This is a genomic window from Streptococcus lutetiensis (assembly GCF_900475675.1).
GTDB classification, from domain to species: Bacteria; Bacillota; Bacilli; order Lactobacillales; family Streptococcaceae; genus Streptococcus; species Streptococcus lutetiensis.
This window is the reverse complement of sequence record NZ_LS483403.1, coordinates 1,770,188-1,793,521: the sequence shown is the minus strand read 5'-3', so window position 1 is coordinate 1,793,521 and position 23,334 is coordinate 1,770,188. Positions and strand designations below refer to the sequence as shown.

Annotated in this window: 18 protein-coding genes, 3 tRNA genes, 1 pseudogene and 1 other annotated feature; of the genes and pseudogenes, 13 read left to right on the top strand and 9 right to left on the bottom strand. The window is 36.1% G+C overall.

Features of this window, described 5'->3' with window-relative positions; all coding sequences use genetic code 11:
- Positions 1-203: 203 nt before the first annotated feature.
- Entirely contained in the window at positions 204-986 is a 783-nt protein-coding gene (locus tag DQN23_RS09015) for a ParB/RepB/Spo0J family partition protein (protein ID WP_020917670.1), read from the bottom strand.
- Positions 987-1,053: 67 nt separating this feature from the next.
- Positions 1,054-2,304: a S1C family serine protease gene (locus DQN23_RS09010; RefSeq protein ID WP_020917669.1), complete on the bottom strand. Its 1,251-nt coding sequence runs from the start codon at positions 2,302-2,304 to the stop codon at positions 1,054-1,056.
- A gap of 214 nt (positions 2,305-2,518) precedes the next feature.
- Here DQN23_RS09010 and rlmH point away from each other — a divergent pair, with 214 nt between their 5' ends.
- Positions 2,519-2,998: a 23S rRNA (pseudouridine(1915)-N(3))-methyltransferase RlmH gene (gene rlmH / locus DQN23_RS09005; protein ID WP_020917668.1), complete on the top strand. Its 480-nt coding sequence runs from the start codon at positions 2,519-2,521 to the stop codon at positions 2,996-2,998.
- 95 nt (positions 2,999-3,093) lie between these two features.
- Here rlmH and DQN23_RS09000 read toward each other — a convergent pair.
- A tRNA-Arg gene (locus DQN23_RS09000) sits at positions 3,094-3,167 on the bottom strand.
- A gap of 330 nt (positions 3,168-3,497) precedes the next feature.
- Here DQN23_RS09000 and DQN23_RS08995 point away from each other — a divergent pair.
- A tRNA-Glu gene (locus tag DQN23_RS08995) sits at positions 3,498-3,569 on the top strand.
- Positions 3,570-3,600: 31 nt separating this feature from the next.
- Positions 3,601-3,674, top strand: a tRNA-Asn gene (locus DQN23_RS08990).
- A 161-nt stretch (positions 3,675-3,835) separates the two neighbouring features.
- Here the strand turns inward: DQN23_RS08990 and DQN23_RS08985 are convergent.
- From DQN23_RS08985 to DQN23_RS08970, 4 genes and pseudogenes are all read right to left on the bottom strand, one after another.
- Positions 3,836-5,174: pseudogene (locus DQN23_RS08985) on the bottom strand (IS3 family transposase).
- A 67-nt stretch (positions 5,175-5,241) separates the two neighbouring features.
- Complete coding sequence (locus tag DQN23_RS08980; RefSeq protein ID WP_111713064.1) at positions 5,242-7,818, bottom strand: YfhO family protein; 2,577 nt, start codon at positions 7,816-7,818, stop codon at positions 5,242-5,244.
- Between the two features lie 94 nt (positions 7,819-7,912).
- A complete protein-coding gene (locus DQN23_RS08975) occupies positions 7,913-9,535 on the bottom strand; it encodes an ATP-binding cassette domain-containing protein (RefSeq protein WP_004233679.1) in 1,623 nt (540 codons plus the stop codon).
- Positions 9,536-9,628: 93 nt separating this feature from the next.
- Complete coding sequence (locus DQN23_RS08970) at positions 9,629-10,501, bottom strand: YitT family protein (protein WP_020917664.1); 873 nt, start codon at positions 10,499-10,501, stop codon at positions 9,629-9,631.
- Positions 10,502-10,711: 210 nt separating this feature from the next.
- Positions 10,712-10,918, top strand: a binding site (T-box leader).
- Positions 10,919-10,974: 56 nt separating this feature from the next.
- Between DQN23_RS08970 and trpS the strand changes: the two genes are divergently transcribed.
- The 3 genes from trpS to DQN23_RS08955 all read left to right on the top strand — a co-directional run bounded on the left by trpS (position 10,975) and on the right by DQN23_RS08955 (position 14,814).
- Positions 10,975-11,997, top strand: coding sequence for a tryptophan--tRNA ligase (gene trpS / locus DQN23_RS08965; protein ID WP_020917663.1), 1,023 nt, complete (start codon positions 10,975-10,977; stop codon positions 11,995-11,997).
- Positions 11,998-12,220: 223 nt separating this feature from the next.
- Positions 12,221-13,702 carry an IMP dehydrogenase gene (gene guaB / locus DQN23_RS08960; protein WP_043895168.1) on the top strand — a complete coding sequence of 494 codons (1,482 nt, stop codon included), beginning with the start codon at positions 12,221-12,223 and terminating at the stop codon, positions 13,700-13,702.
- 245 nt (positions 13,703-13,947) lie between these two features.
- Positions 13,948-14,814 (top strand): GRP family sugar transporter, encoded by an 867-nt coding sequence (locus tag DQN23_RS08955; RefSeq protein WP_020917661.1) that lies wholly within the window; start codon positions 13,948-13,950, stop codon positions 14,812-14,814.
- Between the two features lie 65 nt (positions 14,815-14,879).
- Here DQN23_RS08955 and recF read toward each other — a convergent pair whose 3' ends face one another.
- Both recF and yaaA read right to left on the bottom strand, forming a co-directional pair.
- The gene (gene recF / locus DQN23_RS08950) at positions 14,880-15,974 is read right to left on the bottom strand and encodes a DNA replication/repair protein RecF (RefSeq protein ID WP_020917660.1); all 1,095 of its coding nucleotides are present in this window, start codon (positions 15,972-15,974) and stop codon (positions 14,880-14,882) included.
- Between the two features lie 2 nt (positions 15,975-15,976).
- On the bottom strand, positions 15,977-16,360 hold the full coding sequence (gene yaaA, locus DQN23_RS08945) for a S4 domain-containing protein YaaA (RefSeq protein ID WP_167394769.1): 384 nt from the start codon (positions 16,358-16,360) through the stop codon (positions 15,977-15,979).
- Between the two features lie 86 nt (positions 16,361-16,446).
- On the opposite strand from yaaA, the gene yfmF reads away from it, so the two are divergent.
- The 7 genes from yfmF to DQN23_RS08910 all read left to right on the top strand — a co-directional run bounded on the left by yfmF (position 16,447) and on the right by DQN23_RS08910 (position 22,999).
- Complete coding sequence (gene yfmF / locus DQN23_RS08940; RefSeq protein ID WP_111713062.1) at positions 16,447-17,691, top strand: EF-P 5-aminopentanol modification-associated protein YfmF; 1,245 nt, start codon at positions 16,447-16,449, stop codon at positions 17,689-17,691.
- Positions 17,692-18,981 carry an EF-P 5-aminopentanol modification-associated protein YfmH gene (gene yfmH, locus DQN23_RS08935; protein ID WP_111713061.1) on the top strand — a complete coding sequence of 430 codons (1,290 nt, stop codon included), beginning with the start codon at positions 17,692-17,694 and terminating at the stop codon, positions 18,979-18,981.
- 65 nt (positions 18,982-19,046) lie between these two features.
- The gene (locus DQN23_RS08930) at positions 19,047-19,991 is read left to right on the top strand and encodes a helix-turn-helix domain-containing protein (RefSeq protein ID WP_020917656.1); all 945 of its coding nucleotides are present in this window, start codon (positions 19,047-19,049) and stop codon (positions 19,989-19,991) included.
- Positions 19,992-20,003: 12 nt separating this feature from the next.
- Positions 20,004-20,558: a CDP-diacylglycerol--glycerol-3-phosphate 3-phosphatidyltransferase gene (pgsA, locus tag DQN23_RS08925; RefSeq protein WP_111713060.1), complete on the top strand. Its 555-nt coding sequence runs from the start codon at positions 20,004-20,006 to the stop codon at positions 20,556-20,558.
- Positions 20,555-21,394: an energy-coupling factor ABC transporter ATP-binding protein gene (locus DQN23_RS08920; RefSeq protein ID WP_020917654.1), complete on the top strand. Its 840-nt coding sequence runs from the start codon at positions 20,555-20,557 to the stop codon at positions 21,392-21,394. The genes pgsA and DQN23_RS08920 overlap by 4 nt, the downstream gene beginning before the upstream one ends.
- The gene (locus DQN23_RS08915; protein ID WP_020917653.1) at positions 21,370-22,212 is read left to right on the top strand and encodes an energy-coupling factor transporter ATPase; all 843 of its coding nucleotides are present in this window, start codon (positions 21,370-21,372) and stop codon (positions 22,210-22,212) included. The genes DQN23_RS08920 and DQN23_RS08915 overlap by 25 nt, the downstream gene beginning before the upstream one ends.
- Complete coding sequence (locus DQN23_RS08910; RefSeq protein ID WP_020917652.1) at positions 22,205-22,999, top strand: energy-coupling factor transporter transmembrane component T family protein; 795 nt, start codon at positions 22,205-22,207, stop codon at positions 22,997-22,999. The genes DQN23_RS08915 and DQN23_RS08910 overlap by 8 nt, the downstream gene beginning before the upstream one ends.
- The last annotated feature ends 335 nt before the right edge of the window (positions 23,000-23,334 follow it).

The window sequence follows — 23,334 nt, the reverse complement described above, 5'->3', positions numbered from 1 at the left end:
AGTCTATTCCTTTTTGTGGATAATTCATAAATTATTTTAACATAAAATCTCAAAGTTTTCCACAGCTGTGAAAATAAAAAACCCACACTGTTTATAGGAGTTTTCCACAGGGTGTGGAAAACATATAAAAAAGCCTAAAATCAGTGATTTTGGCCGCTTTTTATTGTGGAAAACTATGAAATTGAAAATGAGAAATTCACAAGCTATTTTAGCCTGTTGATAATTCTGTTTAAGTCTTCTTCTGATTGAAAATGTAATTGTAAGTCTCCTTTAAAGCCACTTTTAGAAAGTGATAAGGTGACAGGAAGACCTAATAATTTTGATAATTCTTCTTCTTGATGACGGATAAAAATATCTTTTTTGCTTACTTTAGAAGATGTTTTTTTCTTTTTAGTAGATTTTACAGCTTGTTCGAGTTTGCGAACGCTCATATCCTCGTTCAGAATTTTTTGGTACCACTTCTCCTGCTCTTTTTCGTCCTTAAGTGTCAGCAGCACACGCGCATGTCCTTGAGAAAGTTCACCTTTTTCGACGGCATGAGAAATAATCGTCGGTAAATTCAATAAGCGCAAGCAATTCGTAATATAAGGACGAGATTTTCCCATAAATTGTGCTAATTCTTCATGGGTCATTTGATTTTTATCGAGCAATTGCTGATAAGCCTTGGCTTCTTCAATAGGATTAAGGTCAGAGCGCTGCAAATTTTCGACAATAGCAAGCTGCATGCTTTCTTTATTAGTAATATCTTTTATAATTGCAGGAATTTCGCTTAAACCAGCCATTTTTGATGCTTTAAGACGTCTTTCGCCTGCAATGAGCTCATAACCAAAAATATCTGATTTACGGACGATTATCGGCTGTATGAGGCCGTTTGCCTTTATTGAGCGAGAAAGTTCTTCTAATTCTTCTGGTTTAAATTTCAAGCGAGGTTGATAAGGATTTGGTGCAATATCGTCAATAGGTATGAGATTAAGTGTTTCAATCATAGTTTTTTCCCTTTAAAAAAATGAAGCTGAGAAGCTCAGCCTCATTAGTTTTTAGTTTTAAGTCAAATTATTGATTTGATGAAGAGAGGTCTTGTGTTGTTTTCGTTAGTTTAATAGTTTCTGTTTTCTTGTCAGTACCACGATAGAAGGTTACTTTAATAGAATCTCCAGTTGAATGACCGTAAAGAACACTTTGAAGATCTGTGATAGAAGAGACATCTTTATCATCAATAGCTGTGATTACATCGTATTTTTTAAGTACTCCTTCAGCAGGCATACCTGATTGAACTGAAGCAACGACGATACCAGATGTGACGCTAGTTGGAATATTTAGGCGACTGATTGTTGTTGTTGATAAATCGCTTAGGTTAGCCATTGTGATACCAAGTGCTGGACGAATAACTTTTCCGTTTGCTTCTAATTGATTAATAATTTTAACCACATCATTAGCTGGAATAGCAAATCCCATACCTTCTACAGAATTACCTGATCCAGAATCTGAGGTAGAAGAGATTTTACTTGAATTAATACCGATTACTTGTCCTTCAATGTTAATCAAAGCACCACCAGAGTTACCTGGGTTAATAGCGGCATCAGTTTGGATAGCATTGGTTGAAATTGTTTCGCCATCGTCGTTAGTCATTGTAACTGTACGGCTTAGACTTGAGACAATTCCTTGTGTCACAGAGTTAGCATAATCAGTACCTAGAGGGCTACCAATAGCAATGGCTGTTTCACCAACAGTAATTTTATCTGAATTAGCAAATTCAGCTACCGTTGTGACTTTATCAGAAGCAATTTTGACAACGGCGATATCTGAGTATGTATCGGTACCGACTAATTCACCGACTACTTTTGTACCGTCAGAAAGCATGATTTCGATTTGACTAGCACCATCGACAACGTGGTTATTAGTAACGACATAAGCAGAATTGCCGTCTTTTTTGTAAATAACCCCAGAACCTTCACTAGCGATACTTAAATCACTATCTGATCCATTATTAGTGTTATTGTCTAAATTGCCACCAAACATTTGCATATACAAATCATTTGAAGAGCTATTTGATTGATAATTGATGACTGATACGACTGCTTCTCTCACTTTTTCGACAGCTTTTGTCGTATCATTAGTATTTGAGTAACTTACTTTACTTGTTGTAGTTTTTGTACTTGAACCACTAACATTATTGATTGAGATGCCAGCCATATTCAAAATGAGTAAGGTCCCAGCAACTCCTCCGATGAAACCAACTAAAATAACGGATAGTGGTTTAAGGATTTTTTTGTAATTGACTTTTTGAAATGTTATTTTTTTCACGTCTCTTCCTCCTTTTTTTATTCACAGATAGCATATAAAAAACGACTTAATTATACCTTAAAAGATAAAAAAAATAAAGTAATCCACAGGTTGTGGAAAACTTTTTAAGTTTGTTCAAAAATCCTCAAAATATAGCGTTATTGAGCCTAATTACAGATTGTTAATATGTGGATAATGTGTGAAAAGCTTGTGAATATGTGGTAAAATAGAAAACATGAAAGTAAAAATTATTGCTGTTGGAAAATTAAAAGAAAAATACCTAAAAGATGGTATTGCAGAATACGGAAAACGCATGAGTCGCTTTGCCAAATTTGAAATTGTTGAGTTACCCGATGAAAAAACACCAGATAATGCGAGTGAGGCGCAAAATCATCAAATCATGGAAAAAGAGGGTGACCGTATTTTAGCTAAAATCTCTGAGCGAGATTATGTCATTGTTTTGGCTATTGAAGGTAAACAATTCCCATCAGAAGAATTTAGTAAGATTATCGCTGATGCAAATTTGAGAGGTTATTCGGACATTGTATTTGTCATTGGAGGTAGCCTAGGTTTAGCTGACAAGGTAAAAAAACGTGCAAATTTAAAAATGAGTTTTGGTTTACTAACTTTACCTCATCAGTTAATGCGCTTAGTTTTAGCTGAGCAAATTTATCGAGCTTTCATGATACAACAAGGAAGTCCTTATCATAAGTAAAAAGCTGTTCAATATTTGAACAGCTTTTTCTAGTTTCATGTGAAACACTACTAGTGGAGAAAATAAAAAAAGCCGACTAAAGCCGGCTTTAGATTTGATCCCAGCAGGATTCGAACCTGCGACCGTTCGCTTAGAAGGCGAATGCTCTATCCAGCTGAGCTATGAGACCATATCAACTTAATCATTCTATCAAAATAACAGCTTTTCTGTCAACTAAAAATCGTACTTTACGCTGCCTTGTCTGGTTTTTGAAAAGTAAAGAATAAGTAAAAGAAAAAAATGCTTTTTTACTAGTAAACAATTTTCTTCTTTACCGAAAGTTCACCTGTAAATGCTTGATATTAAAGGCTTTTTAGCACGTTAAAATTGTTTGAATTTTTTGGCGATAATTTAGTGCAAAAAAACTTCAAAAAAAGTAAAAAAATTGAAAAAAACTATAGACAAAGAAAAAATATCTGGTATAATAATAAGAGTGTTGAGGGGAAATCCTAAAACTTCTGGTCCGTTGGTCAAGGGGTTAAGACACCGCCTTTTCACGGCGGTAACACGGGTTCGAATCCCGTACGGACTATAAAACTACTGCTTAGCAGTTTTTTTGTTTATCCGGCATAGCTCAGTTGGTAGTAGCGCATGACTGTTAATCATGATGTCGTAGGTTCGAGTCCTACTGCCGGAGTGATAAGACACCTTCCTAAGTTTTACTTAGGATTTTTTATTGCCTAAAAAGAGCTAGAACAATTGTTCTAGCTCTTTTGGTGTTTATTTATTGTTTCCTAGATAATCAAGTGAACAAAAAAGTATCTAAGGTGTACTGACCCCAAAAAGTTGGACAATAAATTATTGAAAGGATTTAGTTCTGTATTGCACAGGACTGAGTCCTTTTAATTTTGTCTTGATACGTTTATTGTTGTAATAAAAAATATAATCCGTAATGGCTTGTTCTAGCTTATCAAGCGACTTAAAAGTCTTTTCATAACCGTAAAACATCTCAGACTTTAAGATGCCAAAGAAGGACTCCATCATGCCATTATCTGGACTATTTCCCTTGCGTGACATAGATGGACGAATCCCTTTGGATGCCAAGAAATCATGATAAGACTGGTGTTGATATTGCCACCCTTGGTCGCTGTGAAGAATAGTTCCTTGGTAAGAGGTAGCCGGAAATGCTCTTTTAAGCATGGTTTGAACCTGTTTTAAATCAGGTGAGCGTGACAAGGTGAATTCAATAATCTCACTATTGTATCCATCAAGAACAGGGGATAAATAGAGTTTCTCTCTAATATTTGGTAAAGCGAATTCAGTGACATCTGTATAACACTTCTCATAAGGCTTAGCCCCTTCAAACTGACGTTGAATTAGATTATCAGCTTTCTTCCCAATCTCTCCCTTGTAAGACGAGTATTTACGCTTACAACGAGTACGATCAGCGAGTCCCATGAGTTTCATTAACCGTTGAACCTTCTTATGATTGATAACAAATCCTCGGTTTCTTAGTTCTAAATGAATACGACGGTATCCATAATTGCCTTTATGGTCATCGTAAATGGTTTGAATTTCTTATCTTTCTTAGCTCTATTAAACCGTTTCAACTGATAATAATAAGTAGAACGAGCTAGCTTAGCGGTTTTTAGTAAGAGGTCTAATCGAAATTCTCCTGAGACCAGTTCTCTAACTGTTTCCGCCTTTTGCGCTGTAAGGCTTCGTCCCTCAAGCGCAATTCCCTCAACTTTTTTAGATAAGCTACCTCGGTACGCAGACGCTCATTCTCTTCCAGAATATGCTCTAGCTCAGTCATTTCTTTACAAGTTTTCTTTGGTTTACGTCCCATCTTACTCGGTCTCCCTCGTTGTTTCTCAACAATAGTATACCCGTTTTTCTTGTATTGTGCTATCCAATTGGTGAGTAGGGATTGTTGGGGAAGAGCATAATCCAGTGATACGGTGAGCTGAGATTGACTGTCAATAAGAACTTTATTAATGGTTTCCTGCTTTAATTTAGAGGGATAATACTTATTTTTCCCTTTTTTAACAACCTCAATACCATGTTTATTCATAAGCCGTACCATGTACTTAAGATTGGATAGACATACACCGTACTTTCGACTAATATAAGGCCAAGAAAAACCAGCTTGTCTTAACTGATATATTTCTAGTTTATCTTCATAACTTAATTTCATACAAAAACACCCCAATTGTTAGATTTTTTTCTGTCTAACTTTTGGGGTGCAGGTCAAGGGATACTTTTTATTTTTTTCGTTTTCTGGCGATATTGTAACAGATAAATAGGAGGAGTCCAACTGATGATAACATCACTCCTTCTTTAAAACCTGTAGGCAGATAAGTCAGAATGACTTTGCCTTTTCCAGATTTTACATCAACTTTCATAAAGCCGTCTTGAGCTTTTGATAAAGTGATTTTTTGGCCGTTTTGAGTGGCTGTCCAACCTTTATCGTATGGAATAGTAAATAGGAGTGATGAAGCTTTGTCAGATTTGTAGGTAGCCGTTACAGTGTTTTTATTGGTAGTAACTTTAACCTTTTGATGATTAATGGTTTCCATAGCTTTTTGATAGCTTGTCGTATCTAGGGCATAAAAGTTCGGTTGGTTAAATGATACTTGGTTATTTTCAGGGAATGAAAGAGTAACATGCAAAGTTTGACTATCTTCAAAATATCCAAGATCAAAGAAAGTGTAGGCATTATCAGTTGTATATTCTACCGTTTTACCGTTTACAGTAATTTGGACCTTCTGGCTATTTTCATTAGAGAAGGTGATATTTGGAACGCTGATATAAAGTTGGGTGTTTGGAGCGACAGTAAGGTTATAATCAGCATGCGAATTTAATTGTCCGTCGTTACTAGTGGTTACACGACCATTTAGAATATTAGCTCCTCCTGATAATTGGGAGGGCACACGCGTGAAGTATTTTTCAGATAAGCCAGTGAGATTGTTCATCCAGTTAGTTTGGTTGTCAAGCGTGTTGACACTGAAGTCAATATCTTTGTAAAGCCCATTGGTTAGAATTGCTAATTGGCTAGCGTATTGATTTTCATATAGTGATGTATTACCAGAGTTATCAAGGTAATGGAACCCAAATTTGTTGACATCAGTTTCTGAAAGATTGTATTTGACAGCAAATAAACTATCCATTAGCAAGGTATTATTTTGATAACGAAGGTTTAGATTTGTTCCAGTTGACTTAAAGCCAAGTCGATCAAGCGTGCTGCTGGATGTCGTGTTTCGAATAGATGAGAACTGAGAAATACCATGATAATTGTATTTCATGCTGTCATTACCTGTTTGAGGAAGGAGCTCCTCGGTACGATAAAATGTCGTGTTTAGGTTTTGACTTTTTTGAATGAGTTTTTCAGTATCTGTCAAATTAAGCTCATAACTTTGACGAGAAGGAAAGACCCATTCGCTATTTAGGGCTGTAATTTGATAATAGGTATTAAGTGAAATTTCAAATACTGTAAAGAGGAGTGTAAAGCTAATGAATAAATTAAATGTTAAGTACTGCTTAGCGTAGCTAATTAATATAATGGTGTAGGCTGCCAAGAAAGAAAAGGTGATAATGATTTGTGGTGCTTCTAAAAATTGATAATGATTTTTGAGCAGTACCGTAGCTAAAAAGCCAAGTCCTAGTGGAACAATACCAACAAGGTAATGCTTAACAGTTAATTCTTTGAGACGTGATAACGTTTCTGCTGCCAGAAGAATCATCATTAGTGAAAATGCCCAAGAATAACGGTGAAGAAACATATTAGGTGAGTGCATTCCCTGCCACATTAAATCTAATGGTTCAAGGTAAAAACTAGCAATAATGAGTAGTAACACAATGCCAGAAGCTAGGCGAGTTTGCCACTTGATTGACTTGATGGTAAAGAAGATAATAGCTAAGATTAGCGGGAAAATCCCTACATAAATCATAGGAATTGAGCCAAATTTTGTTGTGTCATAAGCACCAACAAAGTTTTTGGCAAACAAGTCTATAAACCACGAATTCTCTGTAAACCATTCTGTAAAGCTAGAAAATTTTTCGCCGTGCGTTGACAGGTCTAAGTAAGTAGGTAATAGCATTACGCAACTAGACAATCCAGCTAAAATTGACACTACTGTAAAGTCTAGCCATTGACGTCCAATTACTTTCAAGCAGCTTTCCTTGCTGATTTGAATAAGAAAATAAAGCACAAGGAAAATAGCAACCATATAACCAAAGTAGTAATTTTGAATAAAGAGAATGGTTAACGTCAGGTAGTATAAGATGAATTTTTTCTGATTTAGCAATCGATTAAGTCCTAGAATAATGAGCGGCAAAAGGATGAAAACATCCAGCCACATATTAATCTCAATCTGGCTAATAGCAAAGCTCATCAGCGCATATGAGCTTGAGAGGATAACGGTAAATGGTTTTAATACCTTTGGATACAGTTGGCGTAGGCTATAAAAGCTAGTTAATCCCATGCAAGCAACTTTTAGCAGGGTAAAGAGATAAATAGCATCGGGCATGCTTTTTAAGCTAAAGAAGTAAACAAAAGGTGAGAAGAAACTACCAAGATAATAGCTGATTAAAGCATAAAAATTTAAGCCCAGTCCACTGGTAAAAGTATAAAAGAGGCTATCTGAACCATGTAAAATATTTCGTAAATTTTCAGCGAAAATAACGTATTGATGAAAGCCATCACTAGCTAAAATAGTGGTCTCACCGTTAAAGGAAATATTTTCAGCTAAAAGGGCTAGAAATAAAATCACGAAAGGCAAGAAGAATGCTGTTAGGTAGTAAATGGTGTTATTTGTTAGTTTAAAAGATTTTAGTTTCATAATGTTAGTAAGACAGGTTGAGATAATAATCCCAACCTGTTTCTTTTCTATAATGTAAAATATGGTCAAGTCATTTTAGATTACGACATGATAATTAGTCTTTCCAAAGTTCTTTAACTTTTGCTTGAACTTCTTCATTTTCAAGGAATTCATCATAAGTTTCATCGATACGGTCAATCACACCATTTTTAGAAATGACAACGATGTGGTTAGCAAGTGTTTGGATGAATTCGTGGTCGTGACTCGCAAAGATGATAGATTCTTTGAAGTCTTTCAAGCCATCATTCAAGCTTGAGATTGATTCCAAGTCTAAGTGGTTAGTTGGGTCATCAAGGACAAGAACGTTTGATTTGAGAAGCATCAATTTAGAAAGCATCACGCGCACTTTTTCTCCCCCTGAAAGAACGCTAACTGATTTGTTAACTTCATCTCCAGAGAAGAGCATGCGACCTAGGAATCCGCGAAGGAATGTGTTATCGTCTTCTTCTTTAGAAGCAAATTGACGAAGCCATTCAAGGATTGATTCCCCTGAAGCAAAATCACGTGAGTTATCTTTTGGAAGGTAAGAGCGACTAGTTGTGACACCCCATTTGATAGTTCCTTCGTATTCGATATCATCCATCAATGCACGAATAAGAGCTGTTGTTTGGATATCATTTTGTCCGATGAAGGCTGTTTTATCGCCTGGACGTAGGATAAAGCTGATATTATCAAGAACAGTCTCACCATCGATTTTAACAGACAAGTTTTCGACTGTTAGAAGGTCTTTACCAAGTTCACGCTCAGCTTTGAAGTTGATGAATGGGTATTTACGACTTGATGGAACAATTTCTTCAAGTTCGATTTTATCAAGCATTTTCTTACGAGAAGTGGCTTGTTTTGATTTAGAAGCGTTAGCAGAGAAGCGAGCAACGAATTCTTGCAATTCTTTGATTTTTTCTTCTGCTTTAGCGTTGCGGTCAGCTTGCAAGCGAGCAGCAAGTTCAGATGATTGTTTCCAGAAATCATAGTTACCGACGTAAAGTTTGATTTTACCAAAATCAAGGTCAGCCATGTGTGTACATACTTTGTTCAAGAAGTGACGGTCATGGGATACGACGATGACTGTATTTTCAAAGTCAATCAAGAAATCTTCTAACCAAGTGATGGATTGGATATCAAGACCGTTGGTTGGTTCGTCAAGAAGAAGAACATCTGGTTTACCAAAAAGAGCTTTGGCAAGGAGAACTTTCACCTTGTCACCATTAGCAAGTTCGCTCATGTTTTGGTAGTGAAGGTCTTCTGGAATATTAAGGTTTTGGAGCAATTGTGAAGCTTCACTCTCAGCTTCCCAACCGCCAAGCTCAGCGAATTCACTTTCTAATTCTGCTGCGCGGACACCATCTTCATCTGAAAAGTCAGGCTTCATGTAGATAGCGTCTTTTTCTTTCATGATATTATAAAGGCGTTCATTCCCCATGATAACAACATCAATCGCACGTTCTTCTTCGTAGTCAAAGTGATTTTGACGAAGAACAGATAGACGTTCGTCTGGACCAAGGGAAACATGACCTGTTGTTGGTTCAATATCTCCTGCCAAGATTTTTAAAAATGTAGATTTTCCTGCACCGTTGGCACCGATTAAACCATAGGTATTTCCAGCTGTAAAGTTGATGTTAACTTCATCAAACAGTTTTCTATCGCTGAAACGTAGTGATACATCAGAAACTGTAAGCAATTTTTCACCTCATATTATTTATCTATAAGCTCATTGTACATGAAAAAGCCCCAATTTTCAATTAGAGAAGTGGGGCTTTGAGTTACGTTTGGGTTACATTGGTAAAATGGCATCTTTTTCGTTGAGTTTATAGTATTTTTTAAGGCTGAAACCACGTCCCATAACTTGTGTAGCGGGCATCACAACGATAAAGGCAGCTTCATCGATTTTTTGAATATTTTTTTCTAAACGTGGAACTTCTTGACGAGAAACAGTTGTCATCAACATGGTTTGATGGTCGCCAGAAAAACCACCAGTAACAGGAATTTCAGTGACACCACGGTCAGCTTCTGTGGAGATATAGTTTTTGATCAAGTCATTTTTAGGTGAGATAATCATCAAATTGCGAGATGAGGTAACACCAGTTTGGATACTATTAACGACATATCCAATGACGAGTAAGGCAATAATCGAATACATTACTGTATCAGGATCAAAAGCAATAAATCCCATAGCGACACTACAGCCATCGACAATAGTCATGGCTACTGCCAAAGGAAGCGGTGTGTATTTGTGGAGAATTTGAGTGATGATACCTGTACCACCGGTTGAAGAATTTCCCCAGAAAACAATCCCTAAACCAGAACCACAGATAACAGCTCCGAAAATCGCAGCTAGTAGTGGATTATGAGTCAGATTCGGCAGATTTTCAGTCACTTTGACGAAAATAGAATAAATCCATGCCCCATAAATGGTTTTAAGGAAGGTTTCTTTTCCTAAGAAAATTAAACAAGCTAACAATAATGGAACGTTAGTAATCATAACAAAATTACCAGGATTCCAGCCAAATAAAGCTTTTAAACTAACCGCTAATCCGACAACGCCACCAGACGCAATATGATTTTCAAGGAAAAAGCAATTGAAACCGACAGCAGCAATAAAGGCTCCTATAGTTACGAGTCCAAAATCAATCAGTCTTTTTTTCATAATTTAATCCTCTTTAGTTATAACAAAAACAAACGATTATATTATGGCAAAGAAGCGGCTTAACGTCAAGATTTTTTAGTAAAAGGAGTGCTTCCAAAACACAGTTTCTAATCTTTTTAATTTGATTAAAACATAAAATGTATAATTATACCTCAGATATAAAAGCGCCTAAAATACTGTATAAACTTGACAAAGACCTTATAATTTCATAAAATGAAGAAGATTCAGAAGAGTAATGTAAACGCGTACTTTTAGAGAGCTGATGGTGCTGTGAATCAGTAGTAAGCTTACATGAATGGACTGATGGTAAAAAAGAATAATCTTTACATGAACTGTGTAAATTTTTATATAGTGGTAAGAGATGGTAGACTAGTTCTATCAATTGAGGTGGTACCGCGTATTGACAACGCCCTCACGTAGTTTAACTACGTGGGGCTATTTTTTACTTTTGAAATTAATTTTGAGGTGATAATATGGCAAAACCCATTATTTTAACAGGTGACCGTCCAACAGGTAAATTGCACCTAGGACACTATGTTGGAAGTCTAAAAAATCGTGTTCTTCTACAAAATGAAGATAAGTATGATATGTTTGTCTTTTTGGCAGACCAACAAGCTTTGACAGACCACGCTAAAGAGTCTGAAATTATCAGAGAATCAGTTGGAAACGTTGCTTTGGACTACTTGTCAGTAGGACTTGATCCAGCTAAATCAACGATTTTCATTCAAAGTCAAATTCCTGAATTGGCTGAATTGACAATGTACTACATGAACCTTGTTTCATTGTCACGTCTAGAGCGTAATCCTACTGTTAAGACAGAAATTGCTCAAAAAGGATTTGGTAGCTCAATTCCAACAGGATTTTTGGTTTACCCAATTTCACAAGCTGCAGACATTACTGCTTTTAAAGCTAACTATGTGCCAGTCGGAAATGACCAAAAACCAATGATTGAACAAACACGCGAAATTGTACGTAGTTTCAATCACACTTACAAAACAGATGTTTTGGTTGAGCCAGAAGGTATTTTCCCTAGAAACGAAGCAGCTGGTCGCTTGCCAGGATTAGATGGTAACGCTAAAATGTCTAAATCTCTTGGAAATGGTATCTATCTATCAGATGATGCTGATACTGTTCGTAAAAAAGTAATGAGCATGTATACAGACCCTAATCACATCCGTGTTGAAGATCCAGGACAAATCGAAGGAAATATGGTTTTCCATTACCTTGACATCTTTGGACGTGAAGAAGATCAAGCAGATATCGCAGCTATGAAAGAACACTACCAACGTGGTGGTCTTGGTGATGTAAAAACAAAACGTTACCTTCTTGAAATTCTTGAACGTGAGTTAGCACCAATTCGTGAACGCCGTTTGGAATACGCTAAAGATATGGGCGAAGTTTTCAATATGCTTGAAAAAGGTAGTCAAGCTGCGCGTGAAGTTGCCGGTCAAACACTTGCTGAAGTTAAAGCAGCTATGGGAATCAACTACTTCTAAAATAAACAGAACTCTGAGGCGATGTCTTGGAGTTTTTTGGTAGATAACAACATTTGTTTTAAATGAGAATTGCAAAAATCATCAGTCTAATATAGGAAAGAATTTTTGGAAAAAATTGAATTTAATTTATTGACAAATGAATTTAGCGTGTTATTATAGTAACAATAAAAAATTAGCTAGGGTTAAAAATCCCCTACAAATATATAGAAAAGAGGGTTATTTAATGTCAAATTGGGACACTAAATTTTTGAAAAAAGGTTACACTTTTGATGACATACTACTCATTCCTGCTGAAAGTCATGTTCTTCCAAATGAAGTTAACATGCAAACAAAACTTGCAAAAAATTTGACATTGAACATTCCTATCGTGACAGCTGCTATGGATACTGTTACTGACAGTAAAATGGCTATTGCTATTGCACGTGCGGGTGGTCTTGGTGTTGTTCACAAAAATATGTCAATTCAAGAACAAGCAGAAGAAATCCGTAAAGTAAAACGTTCAGAAAATGGTGTTATTATTGATCCTTTCTTCTTAACACCTAAACATTCTGTCTCTGAAGCAGAAGAGTTGATGCAACGTTACCGCATTAGTGGTGTTCCGATTGTTGAAACCCTTGAAAATCGTAAATTGGTAGGGATTATCACAAACCGTGATATGCGTTTTATCTCAGATTACCATGCTCCAATTTCTGCACACATGACAAGTGAAAAATTGGTAACAGCTCCTGTTGGAACTGATTTGGAAACTGCAGAACGCATTCTTCACGAACACCGTATTGAAAAATTGCCTTTGGTTGATGAAGCTGAACGTTTGTCAGGTCTTATCACTATCAAAGATATTGAAAAAGTTATTGAATTCCCTAATGCTGCTAAAGATGAATTTGGTCGTCTTTTAGTTGCAGGTGCTGTCGGTGTTACTTCAGATACATTCGAGCGTGCTGAAGCTCTGTTTGAAGCAGGTGCAGATGCTATTGTTATCGATACTGCTCATGGTCACTCAGCTGGTGTTCTTCGTAAAATTGCTGAGATTCGTCAACACTTCCCAGAACGTACATTGATTGCTGGTAACGTAGCAACTGCAGAAGGTGCACGTGCCCTTTACGAAGCTGGTGTTGACGTTGTTAAAGTCGGAATCGGTCCTGGTTCAATCTGTACAACACGTGTCGTTGCAGGTGTTGGTGTTCCTCAAATCACTGCTATTTATGACGCAGCAGCTGTTGCGCGTGAATATGGTAAAACAATTATCGCCGATGGTGGTATTAAATACTCAGGTGATATCGTTAAAGCCTTGGCAGCAGGTGGTAATGCTGTAATGCTTGGTTCTATGTTCGCTGGTACAGATGAAGCACCAGGTGAAACTGAAATCTACCAAGGTCGTAAATTTAAAACTTACCGTGGTATGGGATCAATTGCAGCTATGAAGAAAGGTTCAAGCGACCGTTACTTCCAAGGTTCTGTTAACGAAGCTAACAAACTTGTTCCAGAAGGAATTGAAGGTCGTGTAGCTTACAAAGGTGCTGTAGCCGATATCGTCTTCCAAATTCTTGGTGGTATTCGTGCTGGTATGGGTTATGTTGGTGCTGAAGATATCTCAGCTCTTCATGAAAAAGCTCAATTTGTTGAAATGTCAGGAGCTGGTTTGATTGAAAGTCACCCACACGATGTTCAAATTACAAATGAAGCACCAAACTACTCAGTACACTAAGATAAACTGAGGTTAATCGTTAAATCTCTGATGAGTTTTCAAACTTATCAGAGATTTTTTTGTGTAGGCCTTTACAAAATAGTAGGTTTTATGATAGAATATGTAACTATGTTCGCAAAAAAACATGAAATTTTCTTTTACTTTTCTGAAAAAGCGTTTTCATAAACAGCGAATGATTAATTATATATTTACAACAATGTAAACAACGTTTACTAATCTGTAAAACATATCGTAAAGGAGAAAAAATGCAGGGTATTTTATTTGCATTAATTCCCATGGTAGCATGGGGAAGTATCGGGTTTGTCAGCAACAAAATTGGAGGTAAACCAGATCAACAAACATTAGGAATGACTTTAGGGGCACTTTTATTTGCTTTTGTTGTATGGTTGTTTGTTCAACCAGAAATGTCAGTATCACTTTGGGTTGTCGGAATTATCGGTGGTATGCTCTGGTCTATGGGGCAAAACGGTCAATTCCGTGCAATGCAATACATGGGTGTTTCAGTAGGTAACCCATTGTCAAGTGGTGCTCAACTTGTATTTGGTAGTTTGATTGGTGCCATTGTCTTTGGTGAATGGAGCAAACCGGCTCAATACACACTTGGTATCATTGCTTTGCTTCTTTTGGTTATCGGTTTCTACTTCACAAGTAAACGTGATGCTGAAAAAGTTGAAACTAGTGAACTTACTGACTTTGGTAAAGGTTTCCGTGCTTTGACTTACTCAACAGTTGGTTACCTTTCATACACTATCTTGTTTAACAACATCATGAAATTCGATGCTTTAGCTGTTATCTTCCCAATGGCTGTAGGTATGGTTCTTGGTGCTGTAATGTTCATGAAATTTAACGTTAAATTTGAAACAGTTGTTATCAAAAACGCTATCGTTGGTTTGATGTGGGGTATTGGTAACATCTTCATGCTTCTTGCTGCTGCTAAAGCAGGTCTTGCTATTGCCTTTAGTTTCTCACAACTTGGTGTTATCATTTCAATTATGGGTGGTATCCTCTTCTTGGGTGAAACTAAAACACGTAAAGAAATGCGTTGGTTGGTAATTGGTATAGCATGCTTTGTTCTTGGTGCTGTATTACTAGGAATTGTTAAATCCTATTAATTATCATTGACAACATTGTCAATTCAGTTGTAAACACACAAAAAAGCTGGCTTAGGCCAGCTTTTTTAGTTTTCTTCAATAGTTCCTTGATTAACAGTGAAAATTTTCAACTCTTCTGGAAGTTTAGAAAGGTGTTCAAGACTTGTCGTTGTGATAAAGGTTTGAACATTTTCAGCAATAATCATTTTTAACAATTCTGTTTGTCGGTAGTTATCTAATTCACTCATGACATCGTCAAGAAGTAGAATTGGATAATCACCAGTGACATTCTTAATGAGTTCAATTTCAGCCATCTTAAGAGATAAAATCAAACTACGGTGTTGTCCTTGGCTACCAAAATTGGCAGGCATGTCATTGATGAAAAATTCCAAATCATCACGATGAGGTCCAGCACCAGTATTTTTTTTGAAGATATCACGTTTGCGATTCTTTTCCAATGTTTTTAAGAAGTATTCTTTGATTTCACTTTTTTCTTGGAATGGCACAGATGATAGATAGCGAATTTTCAAATGTTCTAGGCCATTAGAGATGGCATAGTGATAGCGGTCGGCTTCTTTTTCGAGATTAGAGACGAAATCTAAGCGATGTTCCATTACGCGACTACCAAAATCAGCTAATTGCTCATCAAGGACTGCTAAAAAGTTGATGTCAACTTTTTCAGCGGTCTTCAGATAAGTGTTACGTTGTTTAAGGACATGATTGTAATTAGACAAATCAGATAGGTAGATAGGTTTGATTTGACCTAAATCAATATCAATAAACTTACGACGTAAACTCGGAGCTCCTTTGATGAGTTGTAAATCTTCAGGTGCAAATAAGACGACTGTCATCACTCCGATATAGTCGGATAATTTAGCTTGTTTGAGGTGATTAACTTTAGTGACTCGTCCTTTACTTGATAGATTGATTTCCAAAGGAACTGTCCCACTTGAGCGTTGCAGAATACCTGAGACACGAAGTTCTTTTTCTTGAAAGTGAATCAGCTCTTTGTCGGAACGTGTACGGTGGCTACGTGTTAAAGATAAGAAATAAATAGCTTCTAAGAAATTTGTTTTTCCTTGAGCGTTTTTCCCGATAAAGACATTTAGCCCGGGAAAAAATTCAAGCTCATTGGTTAAATAATTACGATAATTTTTTAAGGCTATTTTTTGAATCCACATGCTTAAGTTCCTGGGAAGCGAACGCGTTTGTGTTCTTTAGTTGGCTTTGCTTGTTTTTTCGCTTGATTTTGTTTCTTATCTTTTTTATTTTTAGCGTTTAATTCTTTAACGATAGCAGCAACACGAGCTTTTTCAGCTAAGGCTTCAAGATGTTCTTTCTTTTCTTCGTCTGTTGGCGTGATAATATCGATAGTGATGCCGTCTTCTGGAATGCTTACAACATCACCGAGACGAATTTTTTTACCACGACGTTTTTCGTCTTTACCATTGAATAGGACAGTTGTTTCTGCTAAGTATCCTTTAATAGCACCACCACTTTGGATAATACCCAGTTCCTTTAATAAAGCTTGTAAAGTAATATAGTCATCAAATAATTTGTATTCCATTGTTTTCTCCATTTTGTAATCCAAGTAATTATAACATAAACGTGGTATAATTTTAGCTAATAAAGTGTATTAGTAAGGAATTTGTAATGAAAATAGTTGATGGTGTTGAATTACATCTAATCAAAAATGAAAAATTCAAAATGAACCACATTACCTTTCGGTTTTCTGGGGATTTTAATCAAAAAACGGTTGCGAGACGTGTTTTAGTGGCTCAAATTTTGGCAACTGCTAACGCCGAATACCCAACTGCTCAGCGCTTTAGAGAACGCTTGGCAAGCTTATACGGAGCCACTTTATCAACTAAAGTGTCAACGAAGGGACTAGTTCACATTATTGATATTGAATTATCATTTATGAAAAATCGATATACAATGGCTAAGGAAAATCTTTTAGAAGAAGTGATTGAATTTTTATATCAAGTTCTTTTCTCACCTCTTGTAACAGTTGAGCAATATCAGTCTAAATTATTTGAGCTTGAGCAAGCAAATTTAATTAATTATTTAAAAGCTGATAAGGATGATAGTTTTTATAGTAGTGAGCTAGGTCTTAAAAAACTTTTCTTTACGAACCCAGCTTCTCAAACATCAAAATATGGAACAGCTGAATTAGCAGTTGTTGAAAATTCTTACACAGCTTTTCAAGAATTTCAAAAGATGCTTCGTGAAGATCGTTTGGATATCTTTTTATTAGGGGAGTTTGATGATTATCGCATGTTACAATTATTCAATCGATTTCCTTTTGAAGACCGTCAAAAAGATTTAGTATTTGACTACCAACAAGAATTTAGCAACATTGTTCAAGAAAAATTAGAAGTCAGAGAAGTTAATCAATCTGTTTTGCAGTTAGGTTATTCTTTTCCAACTAGATATGGTGACAAGGATTACTTTACACTTCTTGTCTTTAATGGCTTGTTTGGAGGTTTTGCTCATTCTTGCTTATTTACAGAGATTCGTGAGAAAGAAGGACTTGCTTATACTATTGGAAGTCATTTTGATATCTTTACAGGTTTACTGAATGTTTACGCTGGTATTGATAAGAAGAATCGCAATCGAGCGATGCAATTAATTAATAGACAATTTTCAACGATTAGGACAGGTCGCTTTTCAGAAGCACTCCTTAAACAAACGAAGAAAATGCTGCAAGTTAATTTAAAATTGGCAGGAGACTCTCCAAAAGTATTGATTGAACGTAGTTACAATGGTCAATATTTGAAGAATCATTACAGCGTTGACGATATGATTGACAACATTGACAAGGTTAATAAAGCTGATGTGATGCAACTAACTAAAAATATTAAACTGCAAGCACTGTATTTTTTGGAGGGAAAGTAAGTGACGAAATTAGTTGAAAAAGTTTTCCCTGAACTTGGTGAAACTTTATATACTGCTGTACTGGAAAATGGATTGAAAGTTTTTTTGATTCCTAAGACTGATTTTCAAGAGTCTTGTGGCATGTTGGTTGTTAATTTTGGTTCCCTTGACAATAAGTTTACACTAGATAAAAGTGAAAAATGCTATGAGAATGGGATTGCTCACTTTCTAGAACATAAGTTGTTTGAATTAGAAGATGGGCAAGATGTTTCTGAGCTATTTACAAACGCCGGTGCCAACAGTAATGCCTTTACAACCTTTGATAAAACATGTTTCTATTTTTCAACGATAGATCATTTAAATGAAAACTTAGACTTGTTGCAGCATTTTGTGGCAGATACTGCTTTTACAGATGAGTCAATTGAGCGAGAAAAATCGATTATCAGTCAAGAGATTGACATGTATCAAGACGATGCGGATTATCGACTTTATCAAGGAATTCTTGAAAATTTATATCCTCAAACGGCTCTTGCTCAAGATATTGCTGGAACTCAAGAAAGTATTGCTAACATTTCAGTAGTGGATTTGAAAGAAAACCATGATGTCTTTTATTCTCCGCAGGAGATGACACTTTTAGTCGTTGGTAATTTTGATAAGGAGGACATCTTTAAGCAAATTCAAGAAAGTCAAAAAGAAAAAAATAAGGCAGCTCATCATCTTGAGCGACAAGAATTGGATTACGAATCTGTTGTGCCGAAGGCATCTGTTCAAATGGAAGTGACACAACCTAAATTAGCTATTGGCTTAAGAGGTCCTATTTTACCAGAAGGGGAATCTACTTTACGTCAAGAATTAGCTTTGAGGTTATTTTTTGCAATGATTTTGGGTTGGACCTCAAGATGTTATCAAGAACTTTATGAAAATGGTCAGATTGATGACTCATTTGATTTTGAGATTGAAGTTTATCAAAATTTCCAATTTTTGATTATTTCTCTAGATACGTCAGTGCCGATTGCTATGGCAACAAATTTGCGACAATATTTAAGCAAAGTAGCAATGTCTAGTGATTTGGAGGATTTGTCAGAAGAACATTTTGAAATTGTTAAAAAAGAATTGTATGGAGACTTTTTCAAGAGTCTAGATTCAATTGATAACCTTTCGGCGCAATTTATCAATCATCTTGCTGATGAGGAAACTTATTTAGCAGTTCCTAAATTATTAAAGACTTTAAGTTTTAAAGAAGTTCTTAAAAGAGCAAATGATTTCTTAAGTCAATCAGACGCGACAGAATTCACAATCCTTCCAAAATAAAATCGAAATACTTGTTAAAATTTGCTATAATAAATCTGACTATATTTTATTAAAGGAAACCTTGTATGAGAGAAGAAACGATTGGTGAAATCTTAAGAAAAGGTCGAGTTGCCAAAAACTTGACACTAGAAGATGTTGAAGAAAAAACAGCAATTCCTTCACCACATCTTTTAGCATTAGAGTTAGAAAAATTTAAATTAATTCCTAAAGATGAAGTTGAAACTTATCTTCAACAATATGCGGAATTGGTAGATGTAGATGCAGCAGAACTATTAAAGCGCTATCGAGCACAAGTATTTGCATCAAGTATTGAAACAGCACCAGTAGTTGCTGAGGATGAGAAAATTATAATCGTACCAAGTCATAAAAAAGTAGCTAAAACAGCTCCAGTTTCAGTTTCTAAACCTAAACCTGAGACTGAACAGACAGATGATTTTGGTGTTGGTTCACGTTCAAGTCGTTATAAAAGTTCAGAAAAAACAGCAACTTATCTTCCGATTATTCTGCTTTGCTTAGTTGCTTTAGGAATTTTAGCTTTTGTTTCATTTGTCACTTGGACACAGCTTCAAAGTGATAGCAATCAAGCAAAACCAAGCTACTCTGTTGTTCACAGTTCATCATCAAGTAGCTCATCAACTCCAGAAAGTTCATCAACCAGTGAATCTTCTTCATCTGAAGAAAAATCATTGAAGATGGAAACTGAAGGAGGCGGAAGCAATTTAACGGTTAATCTATCAAATGTTACAGATAGTTTGACAGTTGACATCAGCTTAGCTGGTGCTGATAGCAGTTGGGTTTCTGTAAGTAATTCAGAAGCTGGCGATGCTGGAACACTTCTTTCTTCAACAGGAGTTTCAAGTTATTCAGCAACACTTCCTGCAGGTACAAAAACATCTGTGATTACACTAGGGGTCACTGCAGGCGTTAACGTTTCAATCAATGGTCAAGCAGTAGATACATCAGCTTTGACAAGCACAACATTAAGTTACATTACAATTAATATTCAATAATAAGGTAGGAAAATGAAAATCGATTTTACAAAAAAAGAAAACATTCCTAATTTGTTAACATTAGGTCGTATTATTTTGATTCCAGTATTTATCTTGATTCTTTGTATTTGGAATAGCGTGGCTGGACATGCTGTTGCAGCAGTTGTTTTTGCGCTAGCAAGTATTACAGACTATTTAGATGGATACCTTGCAAGAAAATGGAAAGTTGTTACAAACTTTGGTAAATTTGCTGATCCATTGGCTGATAAAATGTTGGTGATGACAGCATTTATTATGTTAGTTGAATTGGGAATGGTTCCTGCGTGGATTGCTGCGATTATTATTTGTCGTGAGTTAGCAGTAACTGGTCTTCGTTTACTACTTGTTGAAAATGGTGGAACAGTTTTAGCAGCTGCTATGCCTGGTAAAATCAAAACATTTACTCAAATGTTTTCAATTATTTTCTTACTTTTGCATTTTTCAATGATTGGAACACTTTTGCTTTATGTCGCTTTGATTTTCACAATTTACTCAGGATATGATTATTTCAAAGGGGCAGGATTCCTCTTTAAGGATACATTTAAATGACAAATAGTATTGACGTCAAACATTTAAAATTCAAATATACTGATCATCAAGAACATTACACCTTAGATGATTTATCGTTTCACGTGAAACAGGGAGAATGGTTATCCATTATTGGCCATAATGGTTCAGGAAAATCAACTACAGTTCGCTTAATTGATGGGCTTTTAGCTGCTGAATCAGGTCAAATCTTTGTTGAAGGGGAACTGTTAACTGAAGAAAACGTGTGGAACATTCGTCATAAAATTGGAATGGTTTTTCAAAATCCAGATAACCAATTTGTTGGTGCGACAGTTGAAGACGATGTCGCATTTGGGTTAGAAAACAAGGGAATTCCATTAGAAGAGATGCAAGCACGTGTCAAAGAAGTCCTTGAATTAGTTGGCATGTCAGCTTTTGCAGACCGTGAACCAGCTCACTTGTCAGGGGGACAAAAACAACGTGTGGCTATTGCAGGTGCCATTGCCATGCGACCTAATATTATTATTTTGGATGAAGCGACTAGTATGCTTGATCCAGAAGGACGCTTAGAATTAATTCAAACAATCAAAGAGATTCGTGATCAATATAATATGACCGTTGTGTCTATCACGCATGACTTGGATGAGGTTGCGCTTAGTGATCGTGTCTTAGTCATGAAAAAAGGAAAAGTTGAGTCAAGCTCAACCCCACGCGAACTTTTTGCTAGAGGAGAAGAATTATTGACTTTGGGATTGGATATTCCTTTTTCAGCCAATCTTATCTCTACTTTAAAAGACAAAGGGTTTGAATTTACAGAGAATTATCTTACGGAAAAGGAATTAGAAGATCAGTTATGGGAATTACTCTTGAAGGCGTAAATTACACATATCAAGCGGGGACACCTTTTGAAGGGCGTGCCCTTTTTGACATTAATCTTACTATAAAAGAAGGCTCATATACGGCTTTTATCGGTCATACAGGGTCAGGTAAGTCAACAATTATGCAACTTTTAAATGGTCTTAACATCCCTACAGAAGGGGCTGTCATTGTTGATGATATTAAGATTAAGGCAAACTCAAAAAATAAGGAAATAAAACCCGTCCGTAAAAAGGTTGGACTGGTCTTTCAATTTCCTGAAAGCCAACTTTTTGAAGAAACAGTTCTTAAAGATGTGGCATTTGGACCACAAAATTTTGGTGTTTCTATAGGAGAAGCTGAACAGTTAGCACGTGAAAAACTTGCTATGGTAGGAATTCATGAAGAATTTTTTGAAAAGAATCCTTTTGAGCTATCTGGTGGTCAAATGCGTCGTGTGGCTATTGCTGGGATTCTAGCTATGGAACCAGAGATTTTGGTTTTAGATGAACCGACTGCTGGCCTAGACCCTAAGGGACGCCGTGAATTAATGACTTTATTTAAAGAATTGCATCAAAATGGCATGACAATTGTTTTAGTGACTCATTTAATGGATGATGTTGCCAATTATGCTGATTATGTTAATGTTCTTGAAGGTGGCAAACTGGTCCGCTCAGGCTACCCTAAAGAAGTCTTCCAAGATGTTGCATTTCTTGAAAGTAAACAACTTGGTGTTCCTAAAATTACAAAATTTGCTCAACAACTTGTTAAACGCGGCTTACATTTAGAAACTTTACCAATTACTATAGATGAATTTGCAGAGGTGGTGAAACATGGATAAATTAATACTTGGTCGTTATGTACCTGGAGATTCGTTAATTCACCGTTTAGATCCTCGTAGTAAACTTCTTTCAATGATTTTATACATTATCATTGTTTTCTGGGCGAATAACCTTGTGACCAATCTATTGATGATTGCTTTTACTTTAGGGGTTGTCTTCCTATCGAAGATTAAACTTAGCTTCTTCTTAAAGGGAGTTCGTCCAATGATTGGAATTATTTTATTCACGACCCTGTTTCAAATGTTCTTTACACACGGTGGTGAGACCTATTTCCAATTTGGTATTTTGAAAATTACTAGCTATGGGTTTAATCAAGCAATATTAATTTTCATGCGTTTTGTTTTGATTATTTTCTTTTCAACGCTATTAACCTTGACGACAACGCCTTTAAGTCTTGCTGATGCTGTGGAATCATTGTTGAAGCCATTTGTTCGTTTTAAGGTTCCTGCTCACGAAATTGGCTTAATGCTGTCTTTGAGCTTACGTTTTGTCCCAACATTGATGGATGATACGACACGTATTATGAAAGCTCAGCGAGCACGTGGGGTTGATTTTGGTGAAGGAAATCTCATTCAAAAGGTTAAATCAATCATTCCAATCCTTATTCCGCTCTTTGCTTCAAGTTTTAAACGTGCAGATGCTTTAGCTCTTGCCATGGAAGCACGTGGCTATCAAGGCGGAGATGGGCGTACAAAATACCGAATTTTACAATGGAAAATCAAAGATTCGGTGACCATTTTGCTTGTCATAATTTTAGGAATTCTCTTATTTTTGTTTTCGAACTAATATACAAAATCACTAATATAAATAAAGCTTGTTGTATCAACGTTTATCGCTATTGTTGTTAAAATACGTAAACATATAAAATCACTAATTTAATGTATTAGTTACATTAAAACACATTAAAATTTTACGAGTTCAGCAGGCAGGATAAAAGCACCTTAACGGGTGCTTTTATGATATAATGAAAATGATCGTGGGAGCGCTCCCATTCCCACTACAGAACCTTATTTAAACTTCCTTTTAAAAATCTGAAAAAAAGCGCGTGATACAAGCTAACGCCTTGTGGTAGCTTTCCTTGGTACGAGATAGGGGCGGGGTCATTTTAAATAAGTTTGAAT

What these genes read in the sequence shown, in the direction of transcription:
- DQN23_RS09015 (WP_020917670.1), bottom strand. Translation starts at nt 986, where the DNA reads ATGATTGAAACACTTAATCTCATACCTATTGACGATATTGCACCAAAT.
- rlmH (WP_020917668.1), top strand. Translation starts at nt 2,519, where the DNA reads ATGAAAGTAAAAATTATTGCTGTTGGAAAATTAAAAGAAAAATACCTA.
- DQN23_RS08980 (WP_111713064.1), bottom strand. Translation starts at nt 7,818, where the DNA reads ATGAAACTAAAATCTTTTAAACTAACAAATAACACCATTTACTACCTA.
- DQN23_RS08970 (WP_020917664.1), bottom strand. Translation starts at nt 10,501, where the DNA reads ATGAAAAAAAGACTGATTGATTTTGGACTCGTAACTATAGGAGCCTTT.
- trpS (WP_020917663.1), top strand. Translation starts at nt 10,975, where the DNA reads ATGGCAAAACCCATTATTTTAACAGGTGACCGTCCAACAGGTAAATTG.
- guaB (WP_043895168.1), top strand. Translation starts at nt 12,221, where the DNA reads ATGTCAAATTGGGACACTAAATTTTTGAAAAAAGGTTACACTTTTGAT.
- DQN23_RS08955 (WP_020917661.1), top strand. Translation starts at nt 13,948, where the DNA reads ATGCAGGGTATTTTATTTGCATTAATTCCCATGGTAGCATGGGGAAGT.
- recF (WP_020917660.1), bottom strand. Translation starts at nt 15,974, where the DNA reads ATGTGGATTCAAAAAATAGCCTTAAAAAATTATCGTAATTATTTAACC.
- yaaA (WP_167394769.1), bottom strand. Translation starts at nt 16,360, where the DNA reads ATGGAATACAAATTATTTGATGACTATATTACTTTACAAGCTTTATTA.
- yfmF (WP_111713062.1), top strand. Translation starts at nt 16,447, where the DNA reads ATGAAAATAGTTGATGGTGTTGAATTACATCTAATCAAAAATGAAAAA.
- DQN23_RS08930 (WP_020917656.1), top strand. Translation starts at nt 19,047, where the DNA reads ATGAGAGAAGAAACGATTGGTGAAATCTTAAGAAAAGGTCGAGTTGCC.
- pgsA (WP_111713060.1), top strand. Translation starts at nt 20,004, where the DNA reads ATGAAAATCGATTTTACAAAAAAAGAAAACATTCCTAATTTGTTAACA.
- DQN23_RS08920 (WP_020917654.1), top strand. Translation starts at nt 20,555, where the DNA reads ATGACAAATAGTATTGACGTCAAACATTTAAAATTCAAATATACTGAT.
- DQN23_RS08915 (WP_020917653.1), top strand. Translation starts at nt 21,370, where the DNA reads ATGGGAATTACTCTTGAAGGCGTAAATTACACATATCAAGCGGGGACA.
- DQN23_RS08910 (WP_020917652.1), top strand. Translation starts at nt 22,205, where the DNA reads ATGGATAAATTAATACTTGGTCGTTATGTACCTGGAGATTCGTTAATT.